The following is a 24,591-nucleotide window of genomic DNA, read 5'->3' on the forward strand; positions in this document are numbered from 1 at the left end:
AAATTTATAGTATGGAAAATAAAATAGAAAAAGTTCGTACAATGTTTTTAGATTTTTTTCATAAAAAAAAACATAAAATAATAAAAGGAAGTTCATTAATACCTAATAATGATAAATCATTATTATTTACAAATGCAGGTATGAATCAATTTAAAGAATATTTTTTAGGATATAAAAAATCTCTTTATCCTAGAATTACTACAATTCAAAAATGTATAAGAGTAGGAGGAAAACATAATGATTTAGAAAATGTAGGTTTTACAAATAGACATCATACATTTTTTGAAATGTTAGGTAATTTTAGTTTTGGAGATTATTTCAAAAAAGAAGCAATTTCTTATGCATGGGAATTATTAACTGATAATAGATGGTTTAATTTAGAAAAAAAAAAAATATATATAACTGTATATTATACAGATATAGAAACATATAATATTTGGTATAAAAATATTGGTATTGCAAAAAAAAATATTTTATTAATTAATGATAAAAATAATATAATTTATAATTCTGACAATTTTTGGCAAATGTCTGACACAGGACCTTGTGGTCCATCTACAGAAATTTTCTACGATTTAGGTTCTAATTTAGACGGTGATATTAGAAATAATTTAGGCAATCGTTTTATTGAAATATGGAATATTGTTTTTATCCAATTTAACAAAAATTTAAAAGGAGAATTAATACCTTTACCAATAAAATCAGTTGATACAGGAATGGGATTAGAACGTATTAGTAGCATTTTAGAAGGAGTTAACTCAAATTATAAATTATATTTTTTCCAAAAAATTATTAAAGATACAAACAAATTTATTAAAACTAAAGATTTAGAAAATAATTCATTAAAAGTTATAGCTGATCATATCAGATCATCCATTTATTTAATATCAGAAGGTATTTTACCTAGTAATGAAAAAAGAGGATATATTTTAAGAAGAATAATTAGAAGAGCTATTAATCATGGTAGAATATTAGGACAAAAAAAACCTTTTTTTTATAAATTAGTAAAAATATATATTAAATATATTAATAATATAGAAAAAATTTTTCTATACAAAAAATATGATTATATTACTAATATAATTAAAAAGGAAGAAGAAAATTTTAATAAAATTATAAATTCAGGAATTTTATTATTAGAAAAAGAAATTAAAAAATCAAACAAAAATTTTTTATCAGGTAAACAAATATTTTATTTATATGATACTTTTGGATTATCTCCTGATTTAATACAAGATATATGTATAAATAAAAAAATTGATATTGATAAAAAAGAATTTATAAAATATATGAATATTCAACGACAAAAATCAAGAAAAAATATTTTTTTTGAAAAAAAAATTAATTTATATTATAAAAATAATATATCAAAATTTGATGGATATAATAATTTTATTACCTATAGTAAAATACTAGATATATATGTAAATGAAAAATCAATAAAAAAAATAAATATAGGAAATTATGGAGAAATTATATTAAATGTTACTTCTTTTTATGGAGAATCTGGAGGACAATTAGGTGATATAGGATTTTTGGAAAAAGATAAAAAAAATATATTCCAGGTTTATAATACTAAAATACAAGGTAATTTAATTATTCATATTGGAAAAATGATTTTAGGATCATTAAAAATAAATGATTATTTATATTCTAAAATAAATATAATAAATCGGTTAATGATTAGTAGAAATCATTCTGCAACACATTTATTACATTCTATTTTACGTGAAAAATTTGGTAATTATATAGAACAAAAAGGATCTTTAATTACTAATAAATATTTAAGATTTGATTTTTCATATAATAATTCTATAGAATTACAAGATATTTTTGATATTGAAAAAAAAATAAATAATTTTATATTTAAAAATATTCCTATAAAAACATATTTTAAAAAAAAAAAAGAATTACAAAATAATAATAATATTATTAAATTATTTCACCATAAATATGGTGAAAAAATAAGAATTGTAAATATTAAAAATATTTCACAAGAATTTTGTTGTGGTACACATGTATTAAATACTCAAGAAATTGGTTTTTTTATAATTATAAAATTTCTAAATATTGCAAATGGAATAAAACGTATACATGCAATTACTCACAATTTAGCTTTAGAATATGTTCAAAAACAAAATAAAAATATTAAGATTATTTCTAATATATTTAAAACAGATGAAGAAAATTTAATAAAAAATATTTTATTAGATAAAAAAAAAATTAATATATTAAAATATAATATTAAAGAATTAGAAAAATATATTTCTTTAAAAGAAGAAAAAAATTTAATAAAAAATATTATTTTAATAAATAATATTAACTTAATAATAAGTAAAATATATAATTTTAATCCTAAATTATTTAATTATATTATAAAAAAACTGTTAAAAAAATTTGAAAAGACAATAATATTTTTATCTACAAAATGGGAAAAAAAGATATTTTTTATTATAAAAATTACAACAAATATTACTAAAAAAATAAATGCTATAGAAATCATTCAAAAAAATTTAGATAAAAATAGTTGTAAAGTAAATGGATGTGCTAATATAGCACAGGGAAATATTAATCTTAATGAAGATGAATATTATTTTTTCTTATCTAAAATAAGATTATTTATTTTAAATAAAATAAATAAATTAGATTAATTTAAAATTAATTTAATTTATTTTATTTAACATATTTTTAAATAAAATTTTAAATTATTTTAAATAAATATAAAAATAATAGATATTTTATATTTTGTTATTTTAAGGAGAAAAGGATGCTTATTCTTACTCGCCGTGTAGGCGAAACACTTATGATAGGTGATGAAGTTATGGTAACAGTATTAGGAATAAAAGGGAATCAAGTTCGAATAGGTGTTAATGCTCCTAGAGAAATTGCTGTTCATCGTGAAGAGATATATCAACGTATACAAGCTGAGAAAAATCAAAAAATAAATTCGTTAAAATAATTTTATTTTTTTATAAACAAACAAAAAATAATTAATTTGACAAAGTTTTTATAAAAGATATAATATCATATTAATTAATGTAATTGGTGAGATGGCCGAGTGGTTTAAGGCGCACCCCTGCTAAGGGTGTATGTAGTTTCTGCATCGAGGGTTCGAATCTCTCTCTCACCGAAAATATTAAAGCATCCGTAACTCAGGGGATAGAGTACTCGGCTACGAACCGAGTGGTCGGGGGTTCAAATCCTCCCGGATGCAAATAAAAATAATTTTTTAATATGTATTTTTTTTTAATTTTTAAATATAGGGAAATTTTTTTTTAAATGAATAATTAAACTAAAACTAATTAACATTTAATTTTTATAATTCACGTAAAATATTATTAATTGATGTTTTACTTAAAGTTTTTTTATCTACTTTTTTAACTATTACTACGCAATATAAGTTATACTTACCATCTTTTGATGGTAAAGTTCCAGGAACAACAACAGAATAACTAGGAATAATACCATAATTAACTAAACCTGTCTCTCTATCATAAATTTTAGTACTTTTACCTATATATACTCCCATTGAAATTACTGATCCTTTTTTTATAATTACTCCTTCTACTATTTCTGATCTTGCACCTATAAAACAATTATCTTCAATAATAGTAGGATTTGATTGAATAGGTTCTAAAACTCCGCCTATTCCAACACCTCCTGAAATATGAACATTATTTCCTATTTGAGCACAAGAACCTATTGTAGACCAGGTATCTATCATGGTTTTTTCTCCAATAAAAGCACCTATATTAACAAAAGAAGGCATTAATATTGTTTTATTAGAAATAAAAGATCCAAATCTTACAACAGTAGGGGGGACTATACGACATTTTATTTTTTTAAAATTTTTTTTTTTAAAATTATTATTAAATTTTAAAGGTATTTTATCATAAAAATTATTATATGTTCCTTTTAATAAAAAATTTTTATTAATTTTAAAATATAATAATATTGCTTTTTTAATCCATTCATAAACTATCCAATTTCCTTTAATATTTTCAGATACTCTAATTTTTCCTTTATCTAAAAAATTAATTATTTTATTAATATTATTAATAACTTTTTTATCTTTTAATAAATTATCATTTTTTTCATATTCTGAAAAATAATTTTCTATCATATCTTTAAAATATTTCATATAATTTTATTATTAAATTTTTTTAATTAAATATTTTCAATATTAATAACCATATCATTTATTATCTTAATTAACAAATTTTAATATTTTAAAAAATTATTTATATTTCTGAAATAAAGAAAGTACTTTATTTTCATTTATAATTTTAATATTTAATTTAGTTGCTTTTAATAATTTAGAACTTGGATGAGTACCTAAAATTAATAAATCTGTTTTTTTACGAATATAAGTATGTATTATAGCTCCTAATATTATTAATTTTTTTATAAGATTAGATCTTGTTATAAATATAAATTTACCAGTAATAGTTATTTTTTTTTGATAAAAATAATTTTTTTTAAAAATATTTTTAGGATAAATAATTTTAATTTTTTTTAATAAATTTTTAATTATAATAATATTATCTTTTTTATTAATAAAATTAAATATATTTAATGAAGTTTTTTTACCTATATTTTTAATACTACGTAATTCTACTAAATTAGTATTTAAAAATTTTTCTAATGTTGTAAAAAATAATGATATATGATAACAAGTTACTATTCCTATCTCTGGAATTCCTAAAGAAAATAAAAATTTATTAAAAGTAACTTTTTGTTTATTTTTTAAAGATTGCAAAATTTTATTAATAGATTTATTACCTAAATTATCTATTTTAGATAAAATATTATTATTTAAATTTAATAAATCTATAACATTTTTTATTAAATTTTTATCAACTAATTTATTAATTAATTTTTTCCCTATAAAATTAATATTAATAGCATCTCTTGAAACAAAATGTTTTAAATATGCTTTTAATTGATCTTTACAAGATAATCCTGACTTACAATATAAAATATTATTTACTGTTTTTTTAAGAATAGAATTACAACTAGGACATAATGTAGGTATTAATATATTAATTCTTTTTTTTAAAAATTGTTTATTAATTATTACATTTGTAATTTTTGGAATTACATCTCCACATCTTTGTATAACTATATGGTCTCCAATTTTTAAATTTAATCTTTTTATTTCATTAATATTATATAATGTCGCAAAATTAATATTTACTCCATTAATATTAACTGTATTAAAATAAGCAATTGGAGTAATAACTCCTGTACGACCAATTTGAAAAATTATTTTTTTTAATAATGTTAATTTTTCTTGTGAAGGAAATTTATATGCAATAGCCCATTTTGGTGCATGATTAGTATATCCTAAAATTTTTTGTTTTTTTATATTATTAATTTTAATAACAATACCATCAATATTATATGGTAACAAATTTCTATTTTTTTTAAAATATTTATAAAAATTGATAATTTTATAATAAGAAGAATAAATTTTTGTATATTTACATATAGGAATACCAAAATATTCTAATTTTGTTAATATTTCTTGTTGATTTACAAATCTTATTTGATCTATAAATCCAATTCCATAACTATAAAAATTAAGTAAATTAAAAATTTTTTCATTAATATCTTTATTTATTTTTAAAATCCCATATGTTGCACTTCTTGTGTTACTAAATAATTTATATTTACCAAATTTTTGTTGATTTAATTTTATAAATTTTTTTTTAGTTATAAATATTTCCCCTCTTATTTCTAATATTTTAGGAAAATTTTTACCTTTTAACATATAGGGTATACTTTTAATTTTTAAAACATTCTTTAGAATATTTTCTCCAATAATTCCATCTCCTCTTGTAGCAGCACTAATTAAAATACCATTTTTATATAATAAATTAATTGCTATCCCATCAAATTTTAATTCACAACAAAAATTTAATTTATTTATTAATTTATTTATAGGAAAAAAAAAATTTTTAAATAAATCATTTTTATTAAATACATTATTTAATGATAACATTGGTATTTTATGATATGATTTTTTGAAAAATATTAATGATTTATATCTAGATCCTACTAATTTAGTAGGAGAATATTTATTTTTTAAATAAGGATATAAATTTTCTAATTTTTCTAATTTAGATAATAATTTATCATATTGATAATCAAGAATATTAGAGTTATTTAATACATGATATTTATAATTATAATTTAGAATTTTTTTGCGTAAATTTATTATTTTTTTTTTATAATAAAAAAGTTTATAAATTTTATATAAAATATTTATTAATTTAATTATATAAAATCTTAAATTTTTTTTTTCCATATTGTTCCAATATCAGTATCTTCTAAAATAATATTATTTTTTCTTAATTTATTTCTAATTAAATCAGCTTCATCCCATAATTTATTATGACGAGCAATATTACGTTTTTTAATTAATTTTTTAATTTTATCTTCACCATAGTAATTACATGAACTTTTATTATTTTGTAAATATTCTTTTGGATTATAAAATAAAATTCCTAAAATATTACCTAATTTTTTTAATTTTAAAATAAAATAATTAGCAATTAAATATTTTTTTTTACTATAAGCAATATTAATTTTTTTAGATATTTTAAATAAAATACTATATGCTTTAGGAGTATTAAAATCATCATTCATAGATTCATAAAATTGTTGTTCCAATAAAAAAAAATTATTTTTTAGATTTTTTATACTAAAAGTATTTTTCTTATGAAATAAAGAAATATATAATTTTTGTATAGCTAATTGAGCTTGTTTTAATTTATTTTCATTAAATACAATAGGTCTACGATAATGAGTAATTGTTAAAAAATATCTAATAACTTCTTCATTATATTTTAATAATATATCTTTTATTTTAAAAGTATTTTTTAATGATTTAGACATTTTTTGATTATTAATAATAATCATTCCAGTATGTATCCAATAATTAACATAAAATTCTTTATCTATACAAGAAGATTGTGCAATTTCATTTTCATGATGAGGAAAAATTAAATCATTACCCCCACCATGTATATCAAAATTTTTTCCTAAATATTTATAACTTAAAGTTGAACATTCTATATGCCATCCTGGACGTCCATATCCCCATGGAGAATCCCAACCTATATTAGATTTATTTGTTAATTTCCATAAAATAAAATCTTTATAATTTTTTTTAACATTAATATTTTTAATTCTTATATTTGATTTTAATAATTTTATATTTTGTTTAGATAAAATTCCATAATTTGGATATTTTTTAATGGAAAACATAATATCACCATTCTTAGCAATATATGCATTATTACTTATTAATAATTTGTTTATTATAAAAATAATATCTTTTATATGATTAGTAACTTTAGGTTCAAAATTAGGAGATAATATATTTAAATTATTAAAATCTTCCGATATTTTTTTTAAAATATCTCTTGTAATATATTTTATATTTTTATTTTTTTTTTTTACTAACTTTATAATTTTATCATCAATATCAGTAATATTTCTTATATAAAGTACTGTATATCCTAAAAATTTTAAATATCTAATGATAATATCAAATATGATAAAAGTTCTTCCATGTCCAATATGACATATATCATATGGAGTTATACCACATACATAAATTTTTACCTGTTTTTTATTAATAGGGGAAAATATTTCTTTTTTTTTACTTAATGTATTAAAAATTTTTAACATTTATTTCCTTTTATAAAATTCATATAAATAATTTTATTAATTATTTTTAATATAATATTTTTTTTATAAAAATTAATTTTTTATAAAAAATTAATTAAATTATTTTACGAAAAAGATCAAATATTTTCATTATTATAATAATTTGAATAATTATCAAAACGTGTAATTTGGTTATTAAAAATTAATTTTATAGTACCAACTGGTCCATTTCTTTGTTTTCCTATAATAATTTCAGCTATACCATGCAAATTAGTACTTTCATTATATACCTCATCTCTATAAATAAACATAATAAGATCTGCATCTTGTTCTATTGAACCAGATTCTCTTAAATCAGAATTCATTGGACGTTTATCAGATCTTTGTTCTAAAGATCTATTTAATTGAGATAAAGCAACAACAGGAACATGTAATTCTTTAGCCAATGATTTTAAAGAACGAGAAATTTCAGATATTTCTAATGTTCTATTAAAAGATAATGAAGGGACTCTCATTAGTTGTAAATAATCTACCATAATTAAACTTAAACCATTATGTTCTCTAAATATTCTTCTAGAACGTAATCTAATTTCTGTAGGAGTTAATTCTGAAGAATCATCAATATATATATTTTTTTTTTTTAATAAAATACCCATTGTATTTGATATTTTCTTCCAATCATCATCATTTAATTGTCCTGTTCTAATTTTACTTTGATTTACACGCGAAAGAGATGCAAGCATACGAATCATAATTTGTTCACAAGGCATTTCTAAACTAAATATTAATACAGGTTTATCTTGAGATATTGCTGTATGTTCACAAATATTCATTGCCAGAGTAGTTTTTCCCATAGCAGGACGTGCTGCAATAATAATAAGATCAGAATTTTGTAATCCTGATGTTTTTTTATTTAATTCATGATAACCAGTATCTAATCCTGTAATACCTTTTTTAGGAGAATTATAAAAAGATTCAATTTTAGAAATAGTAACTTCTAAAATTTCTTCTAAATTTTTAGGTTTAGTATTTTTACTAAAACGTTTTTCTGCAATTTTAAATACACGAGATTCAGCTAAATTTAATAAATATTCACTATTTCTTCCATTTGGATAATATCCTGCTTCTGCTATTTCATTTGCAACAGATATCATTTCCCTAATTATAGCACGTTCATGAACAATATCAGCATAAGCATATATATTTGATATACTAGGAATATTTTTTGATAATTCAGCTAAATATGCAAATCCTCCTACTTGATTTAATTTTTCTTTATTTTCTAAAGATTCAGAAAGTGTTATTAAATCAATAGGTTTACCTAATTCTACTAAATAATTCATTTCATTAAAAATTATTCTATGGGATAAAATAAAAAAATCATCTACTATTATTTTTTCTATAATATGTTCCCAGCGATTATTATCTAACATCAATCCTCCTAATATTGATTGTTCTGCTTCTAAAGAATGAGGAGGAATCTTAATTCTTTCAATTTGAATATCTTTTTTAAATTGTTTCATTCAATTATTTATTACCATATATAAATTTAATTTTAAATTTACTTAAAAAATAAAAATAAAATTTATTATTTTATTTTTATAAAAGATAATGCTTTTTTTAAAACATCTAAATTATTTTTTTTTAAAATTTTTTTTTTATTAAAAATAAAATTTTTAAAATTATGTGAACCATGAACACCATAAAAAATATTTAATAAAGGAGTAATAATAGTTATTAAAGGAATACCTTTTTTTAGTTCTTTTTCTATATAAGAAAACATAGATTTTACTATTATTATAGGATTTTTACTAATAGATTTAGTATGATAAATATATTTATCTATATCTGTTAAAATCATAGGGTTTTTAAAAATTTCTCTTCCAATCATAACTCCATCAACATATTTTAAATGTTTTTTTATATCTAATAAAGTTTTAATACCACCATTAATTGAAATTTTTATATTTGGAAAATTATATTTTATCTTATAAATAATTTTATAATTTAACTTAGGAATTATTAAATTTTTTCTTGTATTAATTTTTTTATAAAGTAAAGCTTTTCTTGCATGAATAATAAATCTGCTACATCCACTATTTATAAGTAAATCAATAAATTTATGTAAAAAATCATAATTATCATCATTATTTATACCAATACGCATTTTTACAGTAATAGGTATAGAAACACTATCACTCATAGATTTAATACAATCTGATACAATTAAAGGATGGTGCATTAAACATGCCCCAAAATTATTTTTTTGAGACCTTAAAGAAGGACAACCTAAATTTAAATTAATTTCTTTATATCCTATTTTTTCTGCTTGTTTAGCACATAAAGATAATAATTTTGGTTTATTACCAGCTATTTGTAATACAATATTATCAATATTTTTATTTTCTAATAAAATAATTGGATTTTTTTTAATAAAATTACAATGAATCATTTCAGTATATAAAAGTGATTTTTTAGTTAATTTACGATAAAAATATCTACAATGTTTATTCGTTTTTTTTAACATAGGAGCTATTTCAAATCTAAAATATGGAATATTCTTTTTCATATTTATGATCAATAAATTAAAAATATTATTTATTACATAATATATAATAAAATATTAAATATATTTTAATAAATTATTTGTATGGATTTTTGTTTTCTTTAAATTTAAAATTTATAATACTACCTATACATTTTAACTTTTTATAAAAAAAATTTAGTAAATAAATTTTATAATTATTATTCAATTTTGTTAATTGATTACCATGTATTTTAAATACTAAAAAATTATTTTTTAATTGATGTATATATTTTAATTTTATACGTCGACCATTATACATAGGAGGTAAAACTAATTTAGTTGCTAAATTTAAAATTTTCATAAGTTTAGAAGTACTATATATTTTTTTTGAAATATTATATATTTTATATATTAATTTAAAAATATTTTTTAAATTTACAATAAATTTAGCAGAAATAGAAATTATAGGAAAATATTTAAATTTTTTTTTTATAAGTTTTTTTATAAAAATAATATCTTGAAATTTAATAAGATCTATTTTATTAATTATTATAATAATAGGTTTTTTTTGTAAAATAATATATTTTATTATTTTTATATCCTGATTATAAAAATTCTTTTTTTCTCCATTAATTATATATAAAATTATATCAGATTTTTTTATAGTTTTATAAGATTCATTAATTGAAATTTTTTCTATTTGATTTATAATTTTATTTTTTTTTTTTATACCTGCTGTATCAATTATAGTAATATTTTTATTTAAATGATTTAACGATATAGAAATATTTTCTCTTGTTGTTCCAGGTATATCATCAATAATTATTCTTTTTTCATTAACAAATTTATTTATTAAAGTAGATTTACCTACATTTGGCATACCTATAATAGCTAGTTTAATATTTTTATTTTTATTTTTTACTAAAAATTTAGTATTTAATTTATTTAAAAAATTTTTTTTTATATAAATTTTATTTATATAAAAAAATAATATTTTTTTAAATTTTAAAATATCATTTTTATTCATAATATTTATTTGATAAAAATTTATACCTAAAGAATAAAATTCAGTATCTAAAAAATATTTTTTTTTTATGTTTAGTAAAATAATTATTTTTTTATTATATTTTCTAATATTATTAATAATTTTATAATCTGTAATATTCAGTTTATCACCTTTTATTATTAATAAAATAAGATTAGATTCTTTAATTGATAACAAAATTTGTTCTTTTATTAAAGATTTTTTTTTTTCAAATTTGTTATAACTTACTGTGTCTACACAAATAAATTTATAATTTTTAATTTTAGCATTACCATATTTTCTATCCATTGTAAAATTTGGTATCTTATTAACTAATGCATCATTTTTTTTAATTAAAATATTATATAAAGAAGATTTTCCTACATTACTATCGCCTAATATAGTAATAATAGGATATTTATATTTCATTTTTATCTCTTTTATTTATTATATTATTAAAATTTTAAATAAATATATTTTATTATATATAGTTTGTATAATTAATTTATTTTTTATTAACAAAATATAATTTATTTTATATTTATCAATTTTTTTATTTCCAAGAAAAATTCCTTTTTCAGAATCTATCCAATAAAGAAATCCTTTATTATTTGTAAAAAAAATTTTTTTTTTATAAATAAATAAATTATTAATTTTACTATTTTTAAATTTGTCTTGTATCCATATTAAATGACCATTTTTTGCATTTAATGCAAAAATTCTATTTTTAATATCTATTAAATAAATAATATTATTATCTATAATAAAATTTTTATGAGTAAAATATGTTTTTTCCCAAATAATATCTCCATTACTTAAATTTAAAGCCATAAAAACACCATTATAAGATGATACATAAACAATTTCATTATATATAACTGGTTGTACATCAATATCATTTATATTAATAAAATTTTCTTTATCATCAAATTTTAATAAATTTTGTTCCCATATTAATGATCCATTAGAAGCTATACGAGAACTAATTAAACCATTATCATTACCAATAATTATATTATCAAAAAAAAGTACAGGGGTGGATAAACCTCTTATAGAAAATATATTTGAATTCCCTAAACTAATTGTCCATAAAATTTTACCATTATCTTTATCTAGCCCTTGTAAAATATTACCAATACTATGTACTATTAATATATTTTTTCTAATAACAAAATTAGATAATACTTCACTAAATACATTTTGTATCCAATTTATAGATTTTGTTTTAATATTTATTGCAAAAACTTTTCCTTGTTGATTACCTACATATAAATAGTTATTTGCAATAATAGGTCCGGAAGTAATATATTCATCTTTACAAGATGAAAAAAAACAAGATTTATTAATTAAATTAATATACCAAATAATTTTTCCTGTTTTTATATTTATACAATAAATAAATCCATTACTATTAGCTAAATATAAAAACCCTTTATAATAAAAGGGATTTAATTTTTTAAAAAAAATACTATTTTTTCCTATTTTATTTTTCCAAATTAATTTTAATTTTATTTTATTTAATTTAGATAATGAATTATTATTTTTATGTAAAAAAATATTTTTTTCATATGTACAAGAAGTTAAACAAATAGAACAAAAAATAAATATTAATATTATTAATTTTGATAATTTTATTTTCATGTTTTACTCTTTTAGAATTAAAATTTAATTAAATATATTTTTTATTAAAAATAATATTAATAAAATATTTTTTTTAAATAAAATATTAATTTATTTTCTGGTATAATTATTTGTTTTTTTAAAAATAAATTTTTAATAATAATTGAATTATTATCTATTTCTTTTTGGCCTATTATTATTATATAATGTGATTTGTATTTATTTGCTTGAATAATTTGTTTTTTTAAATTTTTAAAAAGATAACTAGTAATTACTCTAAGTTTAGGAAATTTATTTCTAATTAATTCACCAATAACTAAAATTTTCTTTAAAATATGATTATTTTCCATTGGTATTAAAAAAATATCAACTAAATATTTAATATCTATTTTTATAGACTGTATAATATTTACTAATAAAATTAAACGTTCTATACCAATAGCACAACCAATACCATTATTAATTTTATCATTACTCATATTATTAATTAATTTATCATATCTTCCACCACCACAAATAGTTTTAGAGGTTCCTTTTCCTATATCATTAGTTTTCCATTCAAATACTATATCATTATAATAATCTAATCCTCTTACTAAATAATTATTTATAGTAAATTGTATATTCATAAAATTCAAAATTTTACATAATTCTTTAAATTTATTTACACTCTTATCATTAAGATAGTTTTGTAATTTTGGCGCATTTTTTAGTAAAATTTTAATATTTTTATTTTTACTATCTAAGATCCTTAGAGGATTTGTATAAATTTTTTTTCTATCTTTTAAATCTAAAAAATTAGAATTTTTTTCTAAAAAAAATATTAACTCTTTTATATATTTTTTTCTATCTTTTAAAGAACCTAAAGAATTAATTTCTAAAAAAATATTATCCATAATATGTAATTTTTTCCATATATTATTTATAATAATAATAATTTCAGCATCAATATAAGGAGATTTTAATCCAAGTATTTCAATACCAATTTGATGAAATTGTCTATATCTTCCTTTTTGTGGTCTTTCATAACGAAACATAGGACCATTATACCAAAAACGTTTATTTTTATTAAAAATATTATTTTCTATAATAGCTCTAATAAATCCAGTAGTACCTTCTGGACGTAAAGTTAAATAATTATTATTTTTATCTAAAAAAGTATACATTTCTTTTTCAATAATATCAGTATACTCTCCAATATTTTTTTTAAATAATTCACTTTTTTCTAAAATAGGTAATTTAATTTCCTGATATCCATAATTATTTAAAGTATGTTCAATAATATTTTCAATATTTCTCCATATTAAAGTATTTGGAAATAAATAATCATGCATACCATAAATTGCTGTAATTTTTTTTATCACTAGAAAATATCTCTCTTTTTTATAAAAATTAATTTAATAATTTAAATTATTTTTCAATATTTTAATAAAATTTTAAATCTATTATACTAATAACAATAAATTATTTGAAATAAAATATATATTCTTTATATATTTTTTATTCAATAAAATTAAATTATATTTATTTAATAAAATAAAAAAACATATTTTTAATGAAAAACGATATTTATTGGATGAAATATGCTTTATATTTTGCTAAATTAACAAAATATAATGGTGAAATACCAGTAGGAGCAATTATTGTAAAAAATAATAAAATAATATCTTTTGGAAATAATAATACAATTAAAAAAAATGATCCTACAGCACATGCTGAAATAATAGCTTTAAGAAAAGCTGGAAAATATTTAAAAAATTATAGATTGTTAAATACAACTATGTATGTGACATTAGAACCATGTTTAATGTGTTCTGGTGCTATAATTATGAGTAGAATTTCTCGTTTAGTATTTAGTACTTATAATAAGAAATATTTTAATATAGGATCTTTTATAGATTTATTAGGAATTTATAATATAAATCATAAAATAAAAATAAATTCTGGAATTTTAAGAAAAGAATGTACAAATCTTATACAAAATTTTTTTTATTCAAAAAGAAAAAAAAAATAATTTTTATTTATAAAAGAAAGGTAATCTAATTTGAAAAAAAATAAAAAAATATTAGAATATGATACAGAATTATTAAATATAATAAACAAAGAATCAATGAGACAAGAAAAAAATATTAATTTAATAGCTTCTGAAAATTATACATCACGTAATATTATGTCAATTCAAGGATCTATATTAACTAATAAATACGCAGAAGGATATCCTAATTATCGATATTATGGAGGTTGTAAATATATTGATAAAATTGAAAATATTGCTATAAAAAGAGCCAAAAAATTATTTAACGCAGATTATGTGAACGTACAACCACATTCAGGTTCTCAAGCTAATTTTGCTGTATATATGGCTTTATTAAAACCTGGAGATATTATTATGGGATTAGAAAATTCACATGGAGGTCATTTAACACATGGATCTAAAGTAAATTTTTCAGGAAAAATTTATAAAAATATATCATATAAAACTAATAAAAAAGGTATAATTGACTATAATTATTTATTAAAATTAACAAAAAAATATAAACCAAAAATGATTATTGGAGGTTTTTCTTCTTATTCAAGAATATGTAATTGGGCTAAAATGAGAAGTATTGCAGATATAGTAAATGCATATTTTTTTGTTGATATTTCACATATTGCTGGATTAATTATTGCAGGATTATATCCAAATCCATTACCTTATGCACATGTAGTTACTAGTACAACTCATAAAACATTATGTGGACCTAGAGGAGGTATTATATTATCATTAAAAAAAAATGTACATTTATTTAAAAAATTTGATCAATCTATTTTTCCTGGTAGTCAAGGAGGACCTTTAATGCATATTATTGCTGCTAAAGCAATGGCATTTAAAGAGGCATTAGAACCAAATTTTATTATATATCAAAAACAAGTTTTAAAAAATGCGAAATTAATGGTAAAAATATTTAAAGAATATAATTATAAAATAGTATCTAATAATACTGATAACCATTTATTTATTATAGATTTAACAAATAAAAATATTACAGGTATAGAAGCTGAAATATTATTAGAAAAACATAATATTATTGTTAATAAAAATAGTATACCTAATGATATAAACCCCCCATCTATTACTTCTGGAATAAGAATAGGAACTCCAGCTATTACTAAAAGAGGTTTTAAAGAAAAAGAAATATATTTATTATGTAAATATATTATAAATATTTTAAATCAAAAAAACAAATATTATCCAAATATAAAAAATAATATTATAAAATTATGTAAATTATTTCCTATATATAATTAATAAAATTTTATTTATTTAAATAAGGTAAATTTTCCAATGAAAAAATATTATTCTGTTCTTATTTGTGTTACTGATGGTATCGAAGATATAGAAACTATATCATCTATAGATATTTTAAATAGAAGTAATATAAATGTTATACTAATTAGTATAAATAACAAAAGAGAAATAATATGTGCTCATGGTACAAGAATCATAAGTGATTTTTTTTTCAATGATATAGAAAAAATTAATTTTAAGAATATAATAGCAATTATTTTACCAGGAGGGTTACAAGCATCAGAATTTTTTCAAAAAAATTATTTTTTATTAAAATTTTTAAAAAAAATTAAAAAAGCTAATAAAATAATTGGAGCAATATGTGCTGCACCTGCAATGGTTATTATTGCTAATAATTTATTTCCTAATGCTAAAATGACTGGATACTTAGGTTTAAAATATTTAATACCATATCAACAATGGGCAAAATACCCAGTTTATTGGGATGATAGATATAATTTATTAACAGCACAAAGTGTAAAATATGCAATTAAATTTAATTTAAAATTAGTAAAAATTATTTTAGGTAAAGAAATATCTTCAAAAATTGAAAGAGAACTATAAATAAATATTTTAAAATATAAATAACAATAAATGCTATTATATAGTAAAAGATATATCTTATTATTAATTATTTAAAAAAATTAATTATTTAAATTCTTAATTTATTTGCTATTTTATCTAATACGCCATTAATAAATTTATAACTATTTTCAACCCCCCCAAATTTTTTTGCAAGACAAATACTTTCATTTATTACTACTTTATATGGTACATCTAAACGATTTATTAATTCATATAAAGAAATACGTAAAATTGCTTTTTCAATTTGTCCTAATTCAAATAATTTACGAGATAAAAATGGTTTCATTACATTATCTAAATAAAAACTATTAATTATAACACCATTTATTAAATCATTAAAATAATCAATATCGATAATCTTAATATTTTTTATTGATTCATTTAAAAAATAATATTGAATATCATTAAAATTATTTTTAGATAATTGCCAAGAATAAATTGCTTGTAAAGCATATTTTCTAGAATAATATCTGCCAGTGAATTTCACTTAACTTCCTTTTTATTTTTTGAATGTAATAATTGTATTGCTTTAAATATATTAATCATTTCTAATAATGTTAAAGCTGCTTCTGTACCTCTATTACCTCTTTTAATACCAGATCTTTCAAGTGCTTGTTCAATATTATCTGTTGTTAATATACTAAAAGAAATTGGAATATTATTTTTTACTGATAAATTAGATATTTGAGAACAAACTTCTTGAGATAGATATTTAAAATGAGATGTTTCTCCTTTAATGATAGTTCCAATAGCTATTATACCATCATAAGTATTTTTTTGTATTAATAAATTAATAACTGATGCTATTTCATAACTTCCTGGAACCCAACATATAGTTATATTTTTATCTTGAACCATACCTACTCTTTGTAAAGTATCAATAGTAGAATATAATAAATTTTTATTTATAAAAGTATTAAATCTTGATATAACAATTGCAATAAAAGCATTAGGAGCTATGATATTTTCATCAATTATTTTCATAATATTTTTATATATCCTCTTATTTTTTATAAAATTATTTAATAGGTTTTAATATTAATTTTAAATCTGGTCCTATTTTTTTAATATTTGTAAAATAAAAATTAGGTACATTAATAACATTCATAAATTTATTTATATCACACATATTTAATGTAATATTTCCTAATAACTTAGGTGTTAAATATATAATTAATTCATCTACTAAATTATAAGCAATTAAATATCCTGATAGTATACTCCCTGCTTCTATAAGAATAGAATTAATTTTTTTATTACCTAATATTTTAAATAAATATTTTAAATCAAAATAACCATTAATTTCAGGAACAATAATTTGTTCTACGTAATTAGGCCAATTTTCAAAAGTATATTTTGATTTTATTAAAAATATTTTACCAGGAAATAAAATTATTTTATCACTAGGTTTTATTTGATTTAATCTATCTAAAATAATTCTAATTGGTTGTCTTAATAATTTTTTAGGATATATTTTTTTTATATAATAATCTAATTTATTCCATTTAACTAATAAAGTAGAGTTATCTTGTAAAATAGTTTTACTTGTACTTAAAATAGCTGTACTTTTTGCCCTTAATTTTTGAACATCTTTTCTAGATATTTTTGATGATATCCATTTACTATTTCCATTTAATAATGCAATTTTACCATCTAAAGATGATGCTAATTTAAGTTGTATCCAAGGAACACCAGTATTTATTCTTTTAAAAAATCCATAATTTATTGATTTAGCTTTTTTTGATAAAATATTATTAGTTATCTTAATTCCTTTAGAATATAAAAATTTTAATCCTTGACCATTAACTTTTGGATTCGGATCTTTTGATGCAACTACTAATCTTTTTATCTTAGCATTAATTAATGCTTCACAACAAGAAGGTGTTAAATTTGTATAATTACAAGGTTCAAGTGTAATATAAACTGTTGATCCTTTAGCATATTCACCAGCCATTTTTAATGCATTAACTTCTGCATGAGATTCCCCTGTTTTAAAATGATATCCTTGACCAACAATTTTTTTATTGTTATTTACAATAACACATCCTACATTAGGATTAGGAGTTGTAGTAAAAATACCTAATTTAGCTAATTTAATTGCATACATCATATAAAATTTATCTATTGAATACATAATATCCTTAAAAAATATAATATTTTAACAATTTATAATTTTAATATTAATTATTATCATTTAATATAAAAATTATTAATTAAATTAAATAAAAATTTATAAAAATTAATTTTTTATTTAAATATTTTATAAATATAAATTAATATAATTAATATATTATATATATTTAAAATATAATATTTCTAATTATTTAATTAGTTATTAAAATTATTTTAATATAAAAAATTATAATAAATATACTTAATAAATTTTGTTTTAAGAGATAACATATATATGAAAAAAAAAATTATTCTTTTTGATACTACATTACGTGATGGAGAACAATCACTAAAATCTAATTTAAATACTAAAGAAAAAATAGAAATAGCATTATCTTTAGAAGAAATGGGTATTGATATTATTGAAGTTGGATTCCCAATTTCTTCTCCTAATGATTATCAAACTGCAAAAAAAATATCATATATTATAAAAAATAGTAAATTATGTGGTTTAGCAAGATGTAAAGAAAAAGATATAGATATGGTTTATAAATCATTAAAAAAATCCGATAATTTTAGAATTCATATTTTTTTAGCAACTTCTCCTATACACATTATTACAAAATTAAAAACTACTTTAGATAAAGTAATAGAAAAAATATCATTTATGATAAAATATGCTCGTAAATATACTGATGATATCGAATTTTCTTGCGAAGATGGTAGTAGAACACCTATTAATGATTTATGTTTAGTTGTACAAGCAGCTATTAATGCAGGAGCAACAACGATTAATATACCAGATACAGTAGGTTATACATTTCCTCAAGAATATTATAATATAATTTCTTATTTAAAAAAAAAAGTAGATAATATAGATAAATGTATTATTTCAGTTCATACACATAATGATTTAGGAATGGCTGTAGGTAATGCTATTACTGCAATAAATGCAGGTGCAAGACAAATAGAAGGTACTATTAATGGGATAGGTGAAAGAGCCGGTAATTGTGCTTTAGAAGAAGTAATTATGGCTTTATATACAAGAAAAAAAAATATGCATTTTTATACTAATATAAATTATCAAAAAATATATCATACAAGTAAAATAGTAAGTAATATTTGTAATATTCCATTAGCTATACATAAAGCTATTGTAGGAAGTAATGCTTTTTCACATTCTTCTGGTATTCATCAAGATGGGATGATAAAAAATAAAAAAACTTATGAAATATTAAATCCTAAAGATATAGGATTTAATAAAACTAAAATTAATCTTACTTCTAAATCAGGGAGAGCTGCAGTTAAATATCATATGAATTTAATGGGATATAAAAAAAATACATATGATATTAATAAATTATATAATAAATTTATTAAATTAGCTGATAAAAAAGGACAAATTTTTAATTATGATTTAGAATCATTAGCTTTTAATAGTAAAATAGAAAATAATACAGAATATTATTCATTAATATATTTTAATGTACAATCAAATTCTAATATATCTATTGCAACTATAAAATTAAAATGTGGAGATTTAATAAAATTAGAAGCTTCAACAGGATTAGGACCAGTTGATGCAATATATAAAACAATAATTAGAATAACAAATTATGATATAAAATTTATTCAATATATTTTAACAACTAAAAATCATACTGAAGAATCAATTGGACAAGTTATTATCAAAATAAAATACAAAAAAAAAATTTTTCATGGTATTGGTTTATCTAAAGATATTATAAAAGCTTCAATTATTTCTATTATTAATTGTCTTAATAATATTTGGAGATCTGATCAAGTACAAAAAAATATAATGAAAATTCATAAATTTTAAAATTTTAAGGAATAATAATGTCAGATATATTTAAAATAGCTATTTTACCTGGAGATGGTATAGGTCCAGAAATTATGAAACAAGCAATAAAAATATTAGAAAAAATAAAAAAATATATAACTAAAAAAATAGTTATTGATACCTATGATATAGGGGGGGCTGCTATAAATATATATGGTAATCCATTACCTAAAAAAACATTATATGGTTGTGAAAAATCTAATGCTATATTATTTGGATCTGTAGGAGGTCCTGAGTGGGATTACTTACCTTTACATAAAAGACCAGAAAAAGGATCATTACTAAAATTAAGAAAACATTTTAATTTATTTGCAAATATACGTCCTACCTTTTTTTATAAAGATTTAAGTATTTTAAGTCCTTTAAAAGAAAAAATTTTATATAAAGGTTTTGATATTATTTGTATTAGAGAATTAACAGGAGGTATATATTTTGGTCTTCCAAATGGAAGAAAAGGTAAAGGTATAGATGAATATGCATTTGATACTGAAATATATTCAAGATTTGAAATAGAAAGAATTGCACATATAGCTTTTAATATAGCTTTAAAAAGAAAAAAAAAAATATGTTCTATTGATAAAGCTAATGTTTTAAATACATCAATATTATGGCGTGAAGTTTTAACAGATATATCAAAAAAATATATATCAGTAAAATTAGATCATATGTATATTGATAATGCCGTGATGCAATTAATGAAAAATCCTTCACAATTTGATGTTATATTATGTCCAAATTTATTTGGAGATATTATATCTGATCAATGTGCTATGATTTCTGGATCAATAGGTAATTTACCTTCAGCTAGTTTTAATCAAAATTATTTTGGTTTATATGAACCAGCAGGAGGTTCTGCTCCTAATATTGCTGGTAAAAATATAGCCAATCCTATAGCACAAATATTATCATTAGCGATGTTAATTGAATATTCTTTAAAAGAAAAAAATGTATCTCAAAAAATTAAAAATGCTATTAAAAAAATATTAAATATAGGTTATAGAACAAAAGATTTATCTACAAATAGTATAAATGAAAAAATAATTACAACTGATGATATGGGAACATTAATTATGGAAAATATTATTTAATATATAAATAGGTATAAATATATGAGCAAAACATTATATGAAAAAATATATGATAAACATATTATTTGTAATTTAAAAAAAAATATCAATTTATTATATATTGATAGACATTTTATTCATGAAGTTACTTCACCTCAAGCATTTCAAGGATTAAGAGATAAAAATAGAAAAGTTTATAGATCAAATAAAACTTTTGCAACTATGGATCATAATGTATCAACTAAAATAAAAGATATATCAGCATCTGGTTATATAGCTAAAAAACAAATGGAAACACTTATAAAAAATTGTAATGATTTTAATATTAAATTATATGATATTTATCATCCTTTACAAGGTATTGTACATGTTATAGGACCAGAACAAGGTATTACATTACCTGGGATGATTATTGTATGTGGAGATTCACATACTTCTACTCATGGAGCATTTGGCGCTTTAGCTTTTGGTATTGGTACTTCAGAAGTAGAACATGTTTTAGCTACTCAAACTTTAAAACAAAATCTTTCTAAAAATATGTTAGTAAATATTACTGGTAATATACCTAAAAATATTACTGCAAAAGATATTATCTTATCAATAATTAGGAAAATTGGTATTAGTGGAGGTAATGGATATATTATTGAATTTAGTGGTAATGTTATAAAAAAATTAAGTATGGAATCTAGAATGACAATTTGTAATATGTCTATTGAAATGGGAGCTAAAGCAGGATTAATTGCACCTGATAATATAACTTTATCATATTTAAAAAATAAAAAATTCTCTCCTAAAGGAGAATTATGGATAAAAGCTTTAAAGTATTGGAAAACATTATATAGTGATAATAATGCTAAATTTGATAAAATTATAAATATAGATATCACCAATTTAACTCCTCAAATTTCATGGGGTACTAATCCAGAACAAATAATTGGTATAAATGAAACTATTCCATTAATAAATTCTTATAAAAATGAAAATAAAAAAAAATTAGCTATAAAAGCTTTAAAATATATGGATTTACATGAAGGAACTAAATTAATTAATTTAAAAGTTAATAAAGTATTTATTGGTTCTTGTACAAATTCTAGAATTGAAGATTTAAGATCTGCAGCAAAAATAGTTTTAGGAAAAAAAATTGCTTCTCATATTACTGCTCTAGTTGTACCAGGATCTAATATGGTAAAAAAACAAGCTGAAAAAGAAGGTTTAGATAAAATTTTTAAAAATGCTGGTTTTGAATGGAGATACTCAGGATGTTCTATGTGTTTAGCAATGAATGATGATAGATTAAATCCTGGAGAAAGATGTGCTTCTACTAGTAATAGAAATTTTGAAGGTCGTCAAGGACGTAATAGTAGAACTCATTTAGTTAGTCCTATTATAGCTGCAATTACAGCTATATATGGTTATTTTATTAATATAAACTTATAATAAGAAATATTTATGAATAAAAAATTACAATATAATGGTATTATAGTTCCTTTAAATATATCAAACATTGATACAGATGTGATTATACCAAAACAATTTTTACAAAAAAATAATAAAAAAGGATTTGGAAAATATTTATTTAATGATTGGAGATATTTAGATAATAAAAATAAAATCATTAATCCTGATTTTATTTTAAATAAAAAAGAATTTAAGAATTCAAAAATTTTATTAACTAGAGATAATTTTGGATGTGGTTCTTCTAGAGAACATGCACCATGGTCATTATTAGATTTTGGCTTTCATACTATTATTTCATCTAGTTATGCAGATATATTTTATAATAATGCAATTAATAATAAATTATTATTAATTATTTTAAATAAAAAAATAATTGATAAATTATTTTTTATAATAAAAAAATCTCCTGGAATTTTTTGTTATATAGATTTATTTTATAAAAAAATTACAATTGATAATCAATCTTTTTATTTTAAAATGAGTAATGATATAATTAATTTTATTACAAATGATTTAGATCAAATAGATTTAACAAAAAAATATTCTAAAGAAATTAATATTTTTGAAAAAACATATTTTAAATTTTTTTAAAATGAGCATATTATTAAATGCGTATAATATTATTAGGTCCTCCTGGAGTAGGTAAAGGAACTTATGCTAGATTTATATCTGAAAAATATAATTTACCTAATATTTCTATAGGTAATATGTTAAGAAATTATATATTAAATAATAAACATAATTTTTTAACTAAAAAAATAAAAAAATTTATTAAAAAAGGTATTATGGTTCCTGATGATATAATAATTAAAATTATTAAAAATAGATTATACAATATTGATTGTAAAAAAGGTTTTTTATTAGATGGATATCCTAGAAATATTTTACAAGCTAATATTCTAAAAAAAGAAAATATAAAAATAAATATTATTTTAGAATTTTATATACCAATTAATCAAATTATTAAAAGAATTATAGGTAGGAAAATACATCTACCTTCAGGTAGAACTTATCATATAATTTTTAATCCTCCAAAGATAAAAAATAAAGATGATATAACAGGTGAAAAATTAATAACTAGAACAGATGATAATCTAATTACAGTAAAAAATCGTTTAAAAGAATATTTTAAACAAACTAAACCATTAATTAAATATTATAATAAAGATTATTTAAAAAATAAAATTATTTATAAAAAGATTAATAATACATTATCTATTTTAGATGTAAAAAAAAAAATAGATAATTTTTTACAAAAATTAAATAAAATAAAAAAATAGTTTTTATTTTTTTAAATTTTAATTAAATTATAAAATTATAATAATTTGTTTA

Annotated in this window: 21 protein-coding genes and 2 tRNA genes; 12 read left to right on the forward strand and 11 right to left on the reverse strand. The window is 18.8% G+C overall.

The features are described 5' to 3' along the window. The first annotated feature begins 11 nt into the window (after positions 1-11). From alaS to GJU05_RS00160, 4 genes are all read left to right on the forward strand, one after another. On the forward strand, positions 12-2,651 hold the full coding sequence (alaS, locus tag GJU05_RS00145; protein WP_208753542.1) for an alanine--tRNA ligase: 2,640 nt from the start codon (positions 12-14) through the stop codon (positions 2,649-2,651). 116 nt (positions 2,652-2,767) lie between these two features. Further along, entirely contained in the window at positions 2,768-2,959 is a 192-nt protein-coding gene (gene csrA, locus GJU05_RS00150; RefSeq protein WP_168918690.1) for a carbon storage regulator CsrA, read from the forward strand. Between the two features lie 85 nt (positions 2,960-3,044). Further along, a tRNA-Ser gene (locus GJU05_RS00155) sits at positions 3,045-3,130 on the forward strand. Between the two features lie 11 nt (positions 3,131-3,141). Further along, a tRNA-Arg gene (locus GJU05_RS00160) sits at positions 3,142-3,214 on the forward strand. 102 nt (positions 3,215-3,316) lie between these two features. Here the strand turns inward: GJU05_RS00160 and dapD are convergent. The 8 genes from dapD to hisS form a co-directional block, all read right to left on the reverse strand. Then, positions 3,317-4,141: a 2,3,4,5-tetrahydropyridine-2,6-dicarboxylate N-succinyltransferase gene (dapD, locus tag GJU05_RS00165; protein ID WP_208753543.1), complete on the reverse strand. Its 825-nt coding sequence runs from the start codon at positions 4,139-4,141 to the stop codon at positions 3,317-3,319. Positions 4,142-4,237: 96 nt separating this feature from the next. Further along, entirely contained in the window at positions 4,238-6,310 is a 2,073-nt protein-coding gene (gene ligA, locus GJU05_RS00170) for an NAD-dependent DNA ligase LigA (protein WP_208753544.1), read from the reverse strand. Beyond that, positions 6,292-7,698 carry a cysteine--tRNA ligase gene (gene cysS / locus GJU05_RS00175; RefSeq protein WP_208753545.1) on the reverse strand — a complete coding sequence of 469 codons (1,407 nt, stop codon included), beginning with the start codon at positions 7,696-7,698 and terminating at the stop codon, positions 6,292-6,294. Before cysS ends, ligA begins: the two co-directional genes overlap by 19 nt. Positions 7,699-7,814: 116 nt before the next feature. After that, entirely contained in the window at positions 7,815-9,200 is a 1,386-nt protein-coding gene (gene dnaB / locus GJU05_RS00180; RefSeq protein ID WP_211080470.1) for a replicative DNA helicase, read from the reverse strand. Between the two features lie 65 nt (positions 9,201-9,265). Then, positions 9,266-10,246 (reverse strand): tRNA dihydrouridine(20/20a) synthase DusA, encoded by a 981-nt coding sequence (dusA, locus tag GJU05_RS00185; protein WP_208753546.1) that lies wholly within the window; start codon positions 10,244-10,246, stop codon positions 9,266-9,268. 73 nt (positions 10,247-10,319) lie between these two features. Continuing rightward, positions 10,320-11,657, reverse strand: coding sequence for a ribosome biogenesis GTPase Der (gene der, locus GJU05_RS00190; RefSeq protein WP_208753547.1), 1,338 nt, complete (start codon positions 11,655-11,657; stop codon positions 10,320-10,322). Between the two features lie 18 nt (positions 11,658-11,675). After that, positions 11,676-12,869, reverse strand: a complete 1,194-nt coding sequence (locus GJU05_RS00195; protein ID WP_208753548.1) for an outer membrane protein assembly factor BamB family protein — start codon at positions 12,867-12,869, stop codon at positions 11,676-11,678. A 56-nt stretch (positions 12,870-12,925) separates the two neighbouring features. Next, the gene (gene hisS, locus GJU05_RS00200; RefSeq protein ID WP_208753549.1) at positions 12,926-14,212 is read right to left on the reverse strand and encodes a histidine--tRNA ligase; all 1,287 of its coding nucleotides are present in this window, start codon (positions 14,210-14,212) and stop codon (positions 12,926-12,928) included. A 191-nt stretch (positions 14,213-14,403) separates the two neighbouring features. Here hisS and tadA point away from each other — a divergent pair, with 191 nt between their 5' ends. The 3 genes from tadA to GJU05_RS00215 are packed head-to-tail and all read left to right on the forward strand — an operon-like array spanning position 14,404 to position 16,740. Beyond that, entirely contained in the window at positions 14,404-14,862 is a 459-nt protein-coding gene (gene tadA, locus GJU05_RS00205) for a tRNA adenosine(34) deaminase TadA (RefSeq protein WP_208753550.1), read from the forward strand. A gap of 30 nt (positions 14,863-14,892) precedes the next feature. Further along, complete coding sequence (locus GJU05_RS00210) at positions 14,893-16,137, forward strand: serine hydroxymethyltransferase (RefSeq protein WP_208753551.1); 1,245 nt, start codon at positions 14,893-14,895, stop codon at positions 16,135-16,137. A gap of 36 nt (positions 16,138-16,173) precedes the next feature. Beyond that, entirely contained in the window at positions 16,174-16,740 is a 567-nt protein-coding gene (locus tag GJU05_RS00215; protein WP_208753552.1) for a DJ-1 family glyoxalase III, read from the forward strand. Positions 16,741-16,828: 88 nt separating this feature from the next. Here GJU05_RS00215 and nusB read toward each other — a convergent pair whose 3' ends face one another. The 3 genes from nusB to ribD are packed head-to-tail and all read right to left on the reverse strand — an operon-like array spanning position 16,829 to position 18,895. Next, on the reverse strand, positions 16,829-17,248 hold the full coding sequence (nusB, locus tag GJU05_RS00220) for a transcription antitermination factor NusB (protein ID WP_208753553.1): 420 nt from the start codon (positions 17,246-17,248) through the stop codon (positions 16,829-16,831). Continuing rightward, complete coding sequence (gene ribH / locus GJU05_RS00225) at positions 17,245-17,745, reverse strand: 6,7-dimethyl-8-ribityllumazine synthase (RefSeq protein ID WP_208753554.1); 501 nt, start codon at positions 17,743-17,745, stop codon at positions 17,245-17,247. Before ribH ends, nusB begins: the two co-directional genes overlap by 4 nt. A gap of 34 nt (positions 17,746-17,779) precedes the next feature. Beyond that, on the reverse strand, positions 17,780-18,895 hold the full coding sequence (gene ribD, locus GJU05_RS00230) for a bifunctional diaminohydroxyphosphoribosylaminopyrimidine deaminase/5-amino-6-(5-phosphoribosylamino)uracil reductase RibD (protein WP_208753555.1): 1,116 nt from the start codon (positions 18,893-18,895) through the stop codon (positions 17,780-17,782). Positions 18,896-19,168: 273 nt separating this feature from the next. On the opposite strand from ribD, the gene leuA reads away from it, so the two are divergent. Genes leuA through GJU05_RS00255 form a run of 5 tightly spaced genes read left to right on the forward strand, consistent with a single transcriptional unit; the run spans position 19,169 to position 24,539 of the window. Further along, positions 19,169-20,713, forward strand: coding sequence for a 2-isopropylmalate synthase (gene leuA / locus GJU05_RS00235; protein ID WP_208753556.1), 1,545 nt, complete (start codon positions 19,169-19,171; stop codon positions 20,711-20,713). Positions 20,714-20,730: 17 nt separating this feature from the next. Next, positions 20,731-21,822, forward strand: a complete 1,092-nt coding sequence (gene leuB, locus GJU05_RS00240) for a 3-isopropylmalate dehydrogenase (protein WP_208753557.1) — start codon at positions 20,731-20,733, stop codon at positions 21,820-21,822. A 21-nt stretch (positions 21,823-21,843) separates the two neighbouring features. Further along, on the forward strand, positions 21,844-23,238 hold the full coding sequence (leuC, locus tag GJU05_RS00245; protein WP_208753558.1) for a 3-isopropylmalate dehydratase large subunit: 1,395 nt from the start codon (positions 21,844-21,846) through the stop codon (positions 23,236-23,238). A 12-nt stretch (positions 23,239-23,250) separates the two neighbouring features. Further along, positions 23,251-23,850 carry a 3-isopropylmalate dehydratase small subunit gene (leuD, locus tag GJU05_RS00250; RefSeq protein WP_208753559.1) on the forward strand — a complete coding sequence of 200 codons (600 nt, stop codon included), beginning with the start codon at positions 23,251-23,253 and terminating at the stop codon, positions 23,848-23,850. 17 nt (positions 23,851-23,867) lie between these two features. Beyond that, positions 23,868-24,539 (forward strand): nucleoside monophosphate kinase, encoded by a 672-nt coding sequence (locus GJU05_RS00255; RefSeq protein ID WP_208753560.1) that lies wholly within the window; start codon positions 23,868-23,870, stop codon positions 24,537-24,539. Positions 24,540-24,591 lie beyond the last annotated feature (52 nt).

This window comes from Enterobacteriaceae endosymbiont of Donacia fulgens (genome assembly GCF_012567545.1).
Classification (GTDB): Bacteria; Pseudomonadota; Gammaproteobacteria; order Enterobacterales; family Enterobacteriaceae.

Excerpts from the sequence above, each read along its gene's own strand:
- alaS (WP_208753542.1), top strand. The coding sequence starts at position 12 with ATGGAAAATAAAATAGAAAAAGTTCGTACAATGTTTTTAGATTTTTTT.
- csrA (WP_168918690.1), top strand. The coding sequence starts at position 2,768 with ATGCTTATTCTTACTCGCCGTGTAGGCGAAACACTTATGATAGGTGAT.
- dapD (WP_208753543.1), bottom strand. The coding sequence starts at position 4,141 with ATGAAATATTTTAAAGATATGATAGAAAATTATTTTTCAGAATATGAA.
- ligA (WP_208753544.1), bottom strand. The coding sequence starts at position 6,310 with ATGGAAAAAAAAAATTTAAGATTTTATATAATTAAATTAATAAATATT.
- cysS (WP_208753545.1), bottom strand. The coding sequence starts at position 7,698 with ATGTTAAAAATTTTTAATACATTAAGTAAAAAAAAAGAAATATTTTCC.
- dnaB (WP_211080470.1), bottom strand. The coding sequence starts at position 9,200 with ATGAAACAATTTAAAAAAGATATTCAAATTGAAAGAATTAAGATTCCT.
- dusA (WP_208753546.1), bottom strand. The coding sequence starts at position 10,246 with ATGAAAAAGAATATTCCATATTTTAGATTTGAAATAGCTCCTATGTTA.
- der (WP_208753547.1), bottom strand. The coding sequence starts at position 11,657 with ATGAAATATAAATATCCTATTATTACTATATTAGGCGATAGTAATGTA.
- GJU05_RS00195 (WP_208753548.1), bottom strand. The coding sequence starts at position 12,869 with ATGAAAATAAAATTATCAAAATTAATAATATTAATATTTATTTTTTGT.
- tadA (WP_208753550.1), top strand. The coding sequence starts at position 14,404 with ATGAAAAACGATATTTATTGGATGAAATATGCTTTATATTTTGCTAAA.
- GJU05_RS00215 (WP_208753552.1), top strand. The coding sequence starts at position 16,174 with ATGAAAAAATATTATTCTGTTCTTATTTGTGTTACTGATGGTATCGAA.
- ribH (WP_208753554.1), bottom strand. The coding sequence starts at position 17,745 with ATGAAAATAATTGATGAAAATATCATAGCTCCTAATGCTTTTATTGCA.
- ribD (WP_208753555.1), bottom strand. The coding sequence starts at position 18,895 with ATGTATTCAATAGATAAATTTTATATGATGTATGCAATTAAATTAGCT.
- leuA (WP_208753556.1), top strand. The coding sequence starts at position 19,169 with ATGAAAAAAAAAATTATTCTTTTTGATACTACATTACGTGATGGAGAA.
- leuB (WP_208753557.1), top strand. The coding sequence starts at position 20,731 with ATGTCAGATATATTTAAAATAGCTATTTTACCTGGAGATGGTATAGGT.
- leuC (WP_208753558.1), top strand. The coding sequence starts at position 21,844 with ATGAGCAAAACATTATATGAAAAAATATATGATAAACATATTATTTGT.
- leuD (WP_208753559.1), top strand. The coding sequence starts at position 23,251 with ATGAATAAAAAATTACAATATAATGGTATTATAGTTCCTTTAAATATA.
- GJU05_RS00255 (WP_208753560.1), top strand. The coding sequence starts at position 23,868 with ATGCGTATAATATTATTAGGTCCTCCTGGAGTAGGTAAAGGAACTTAT.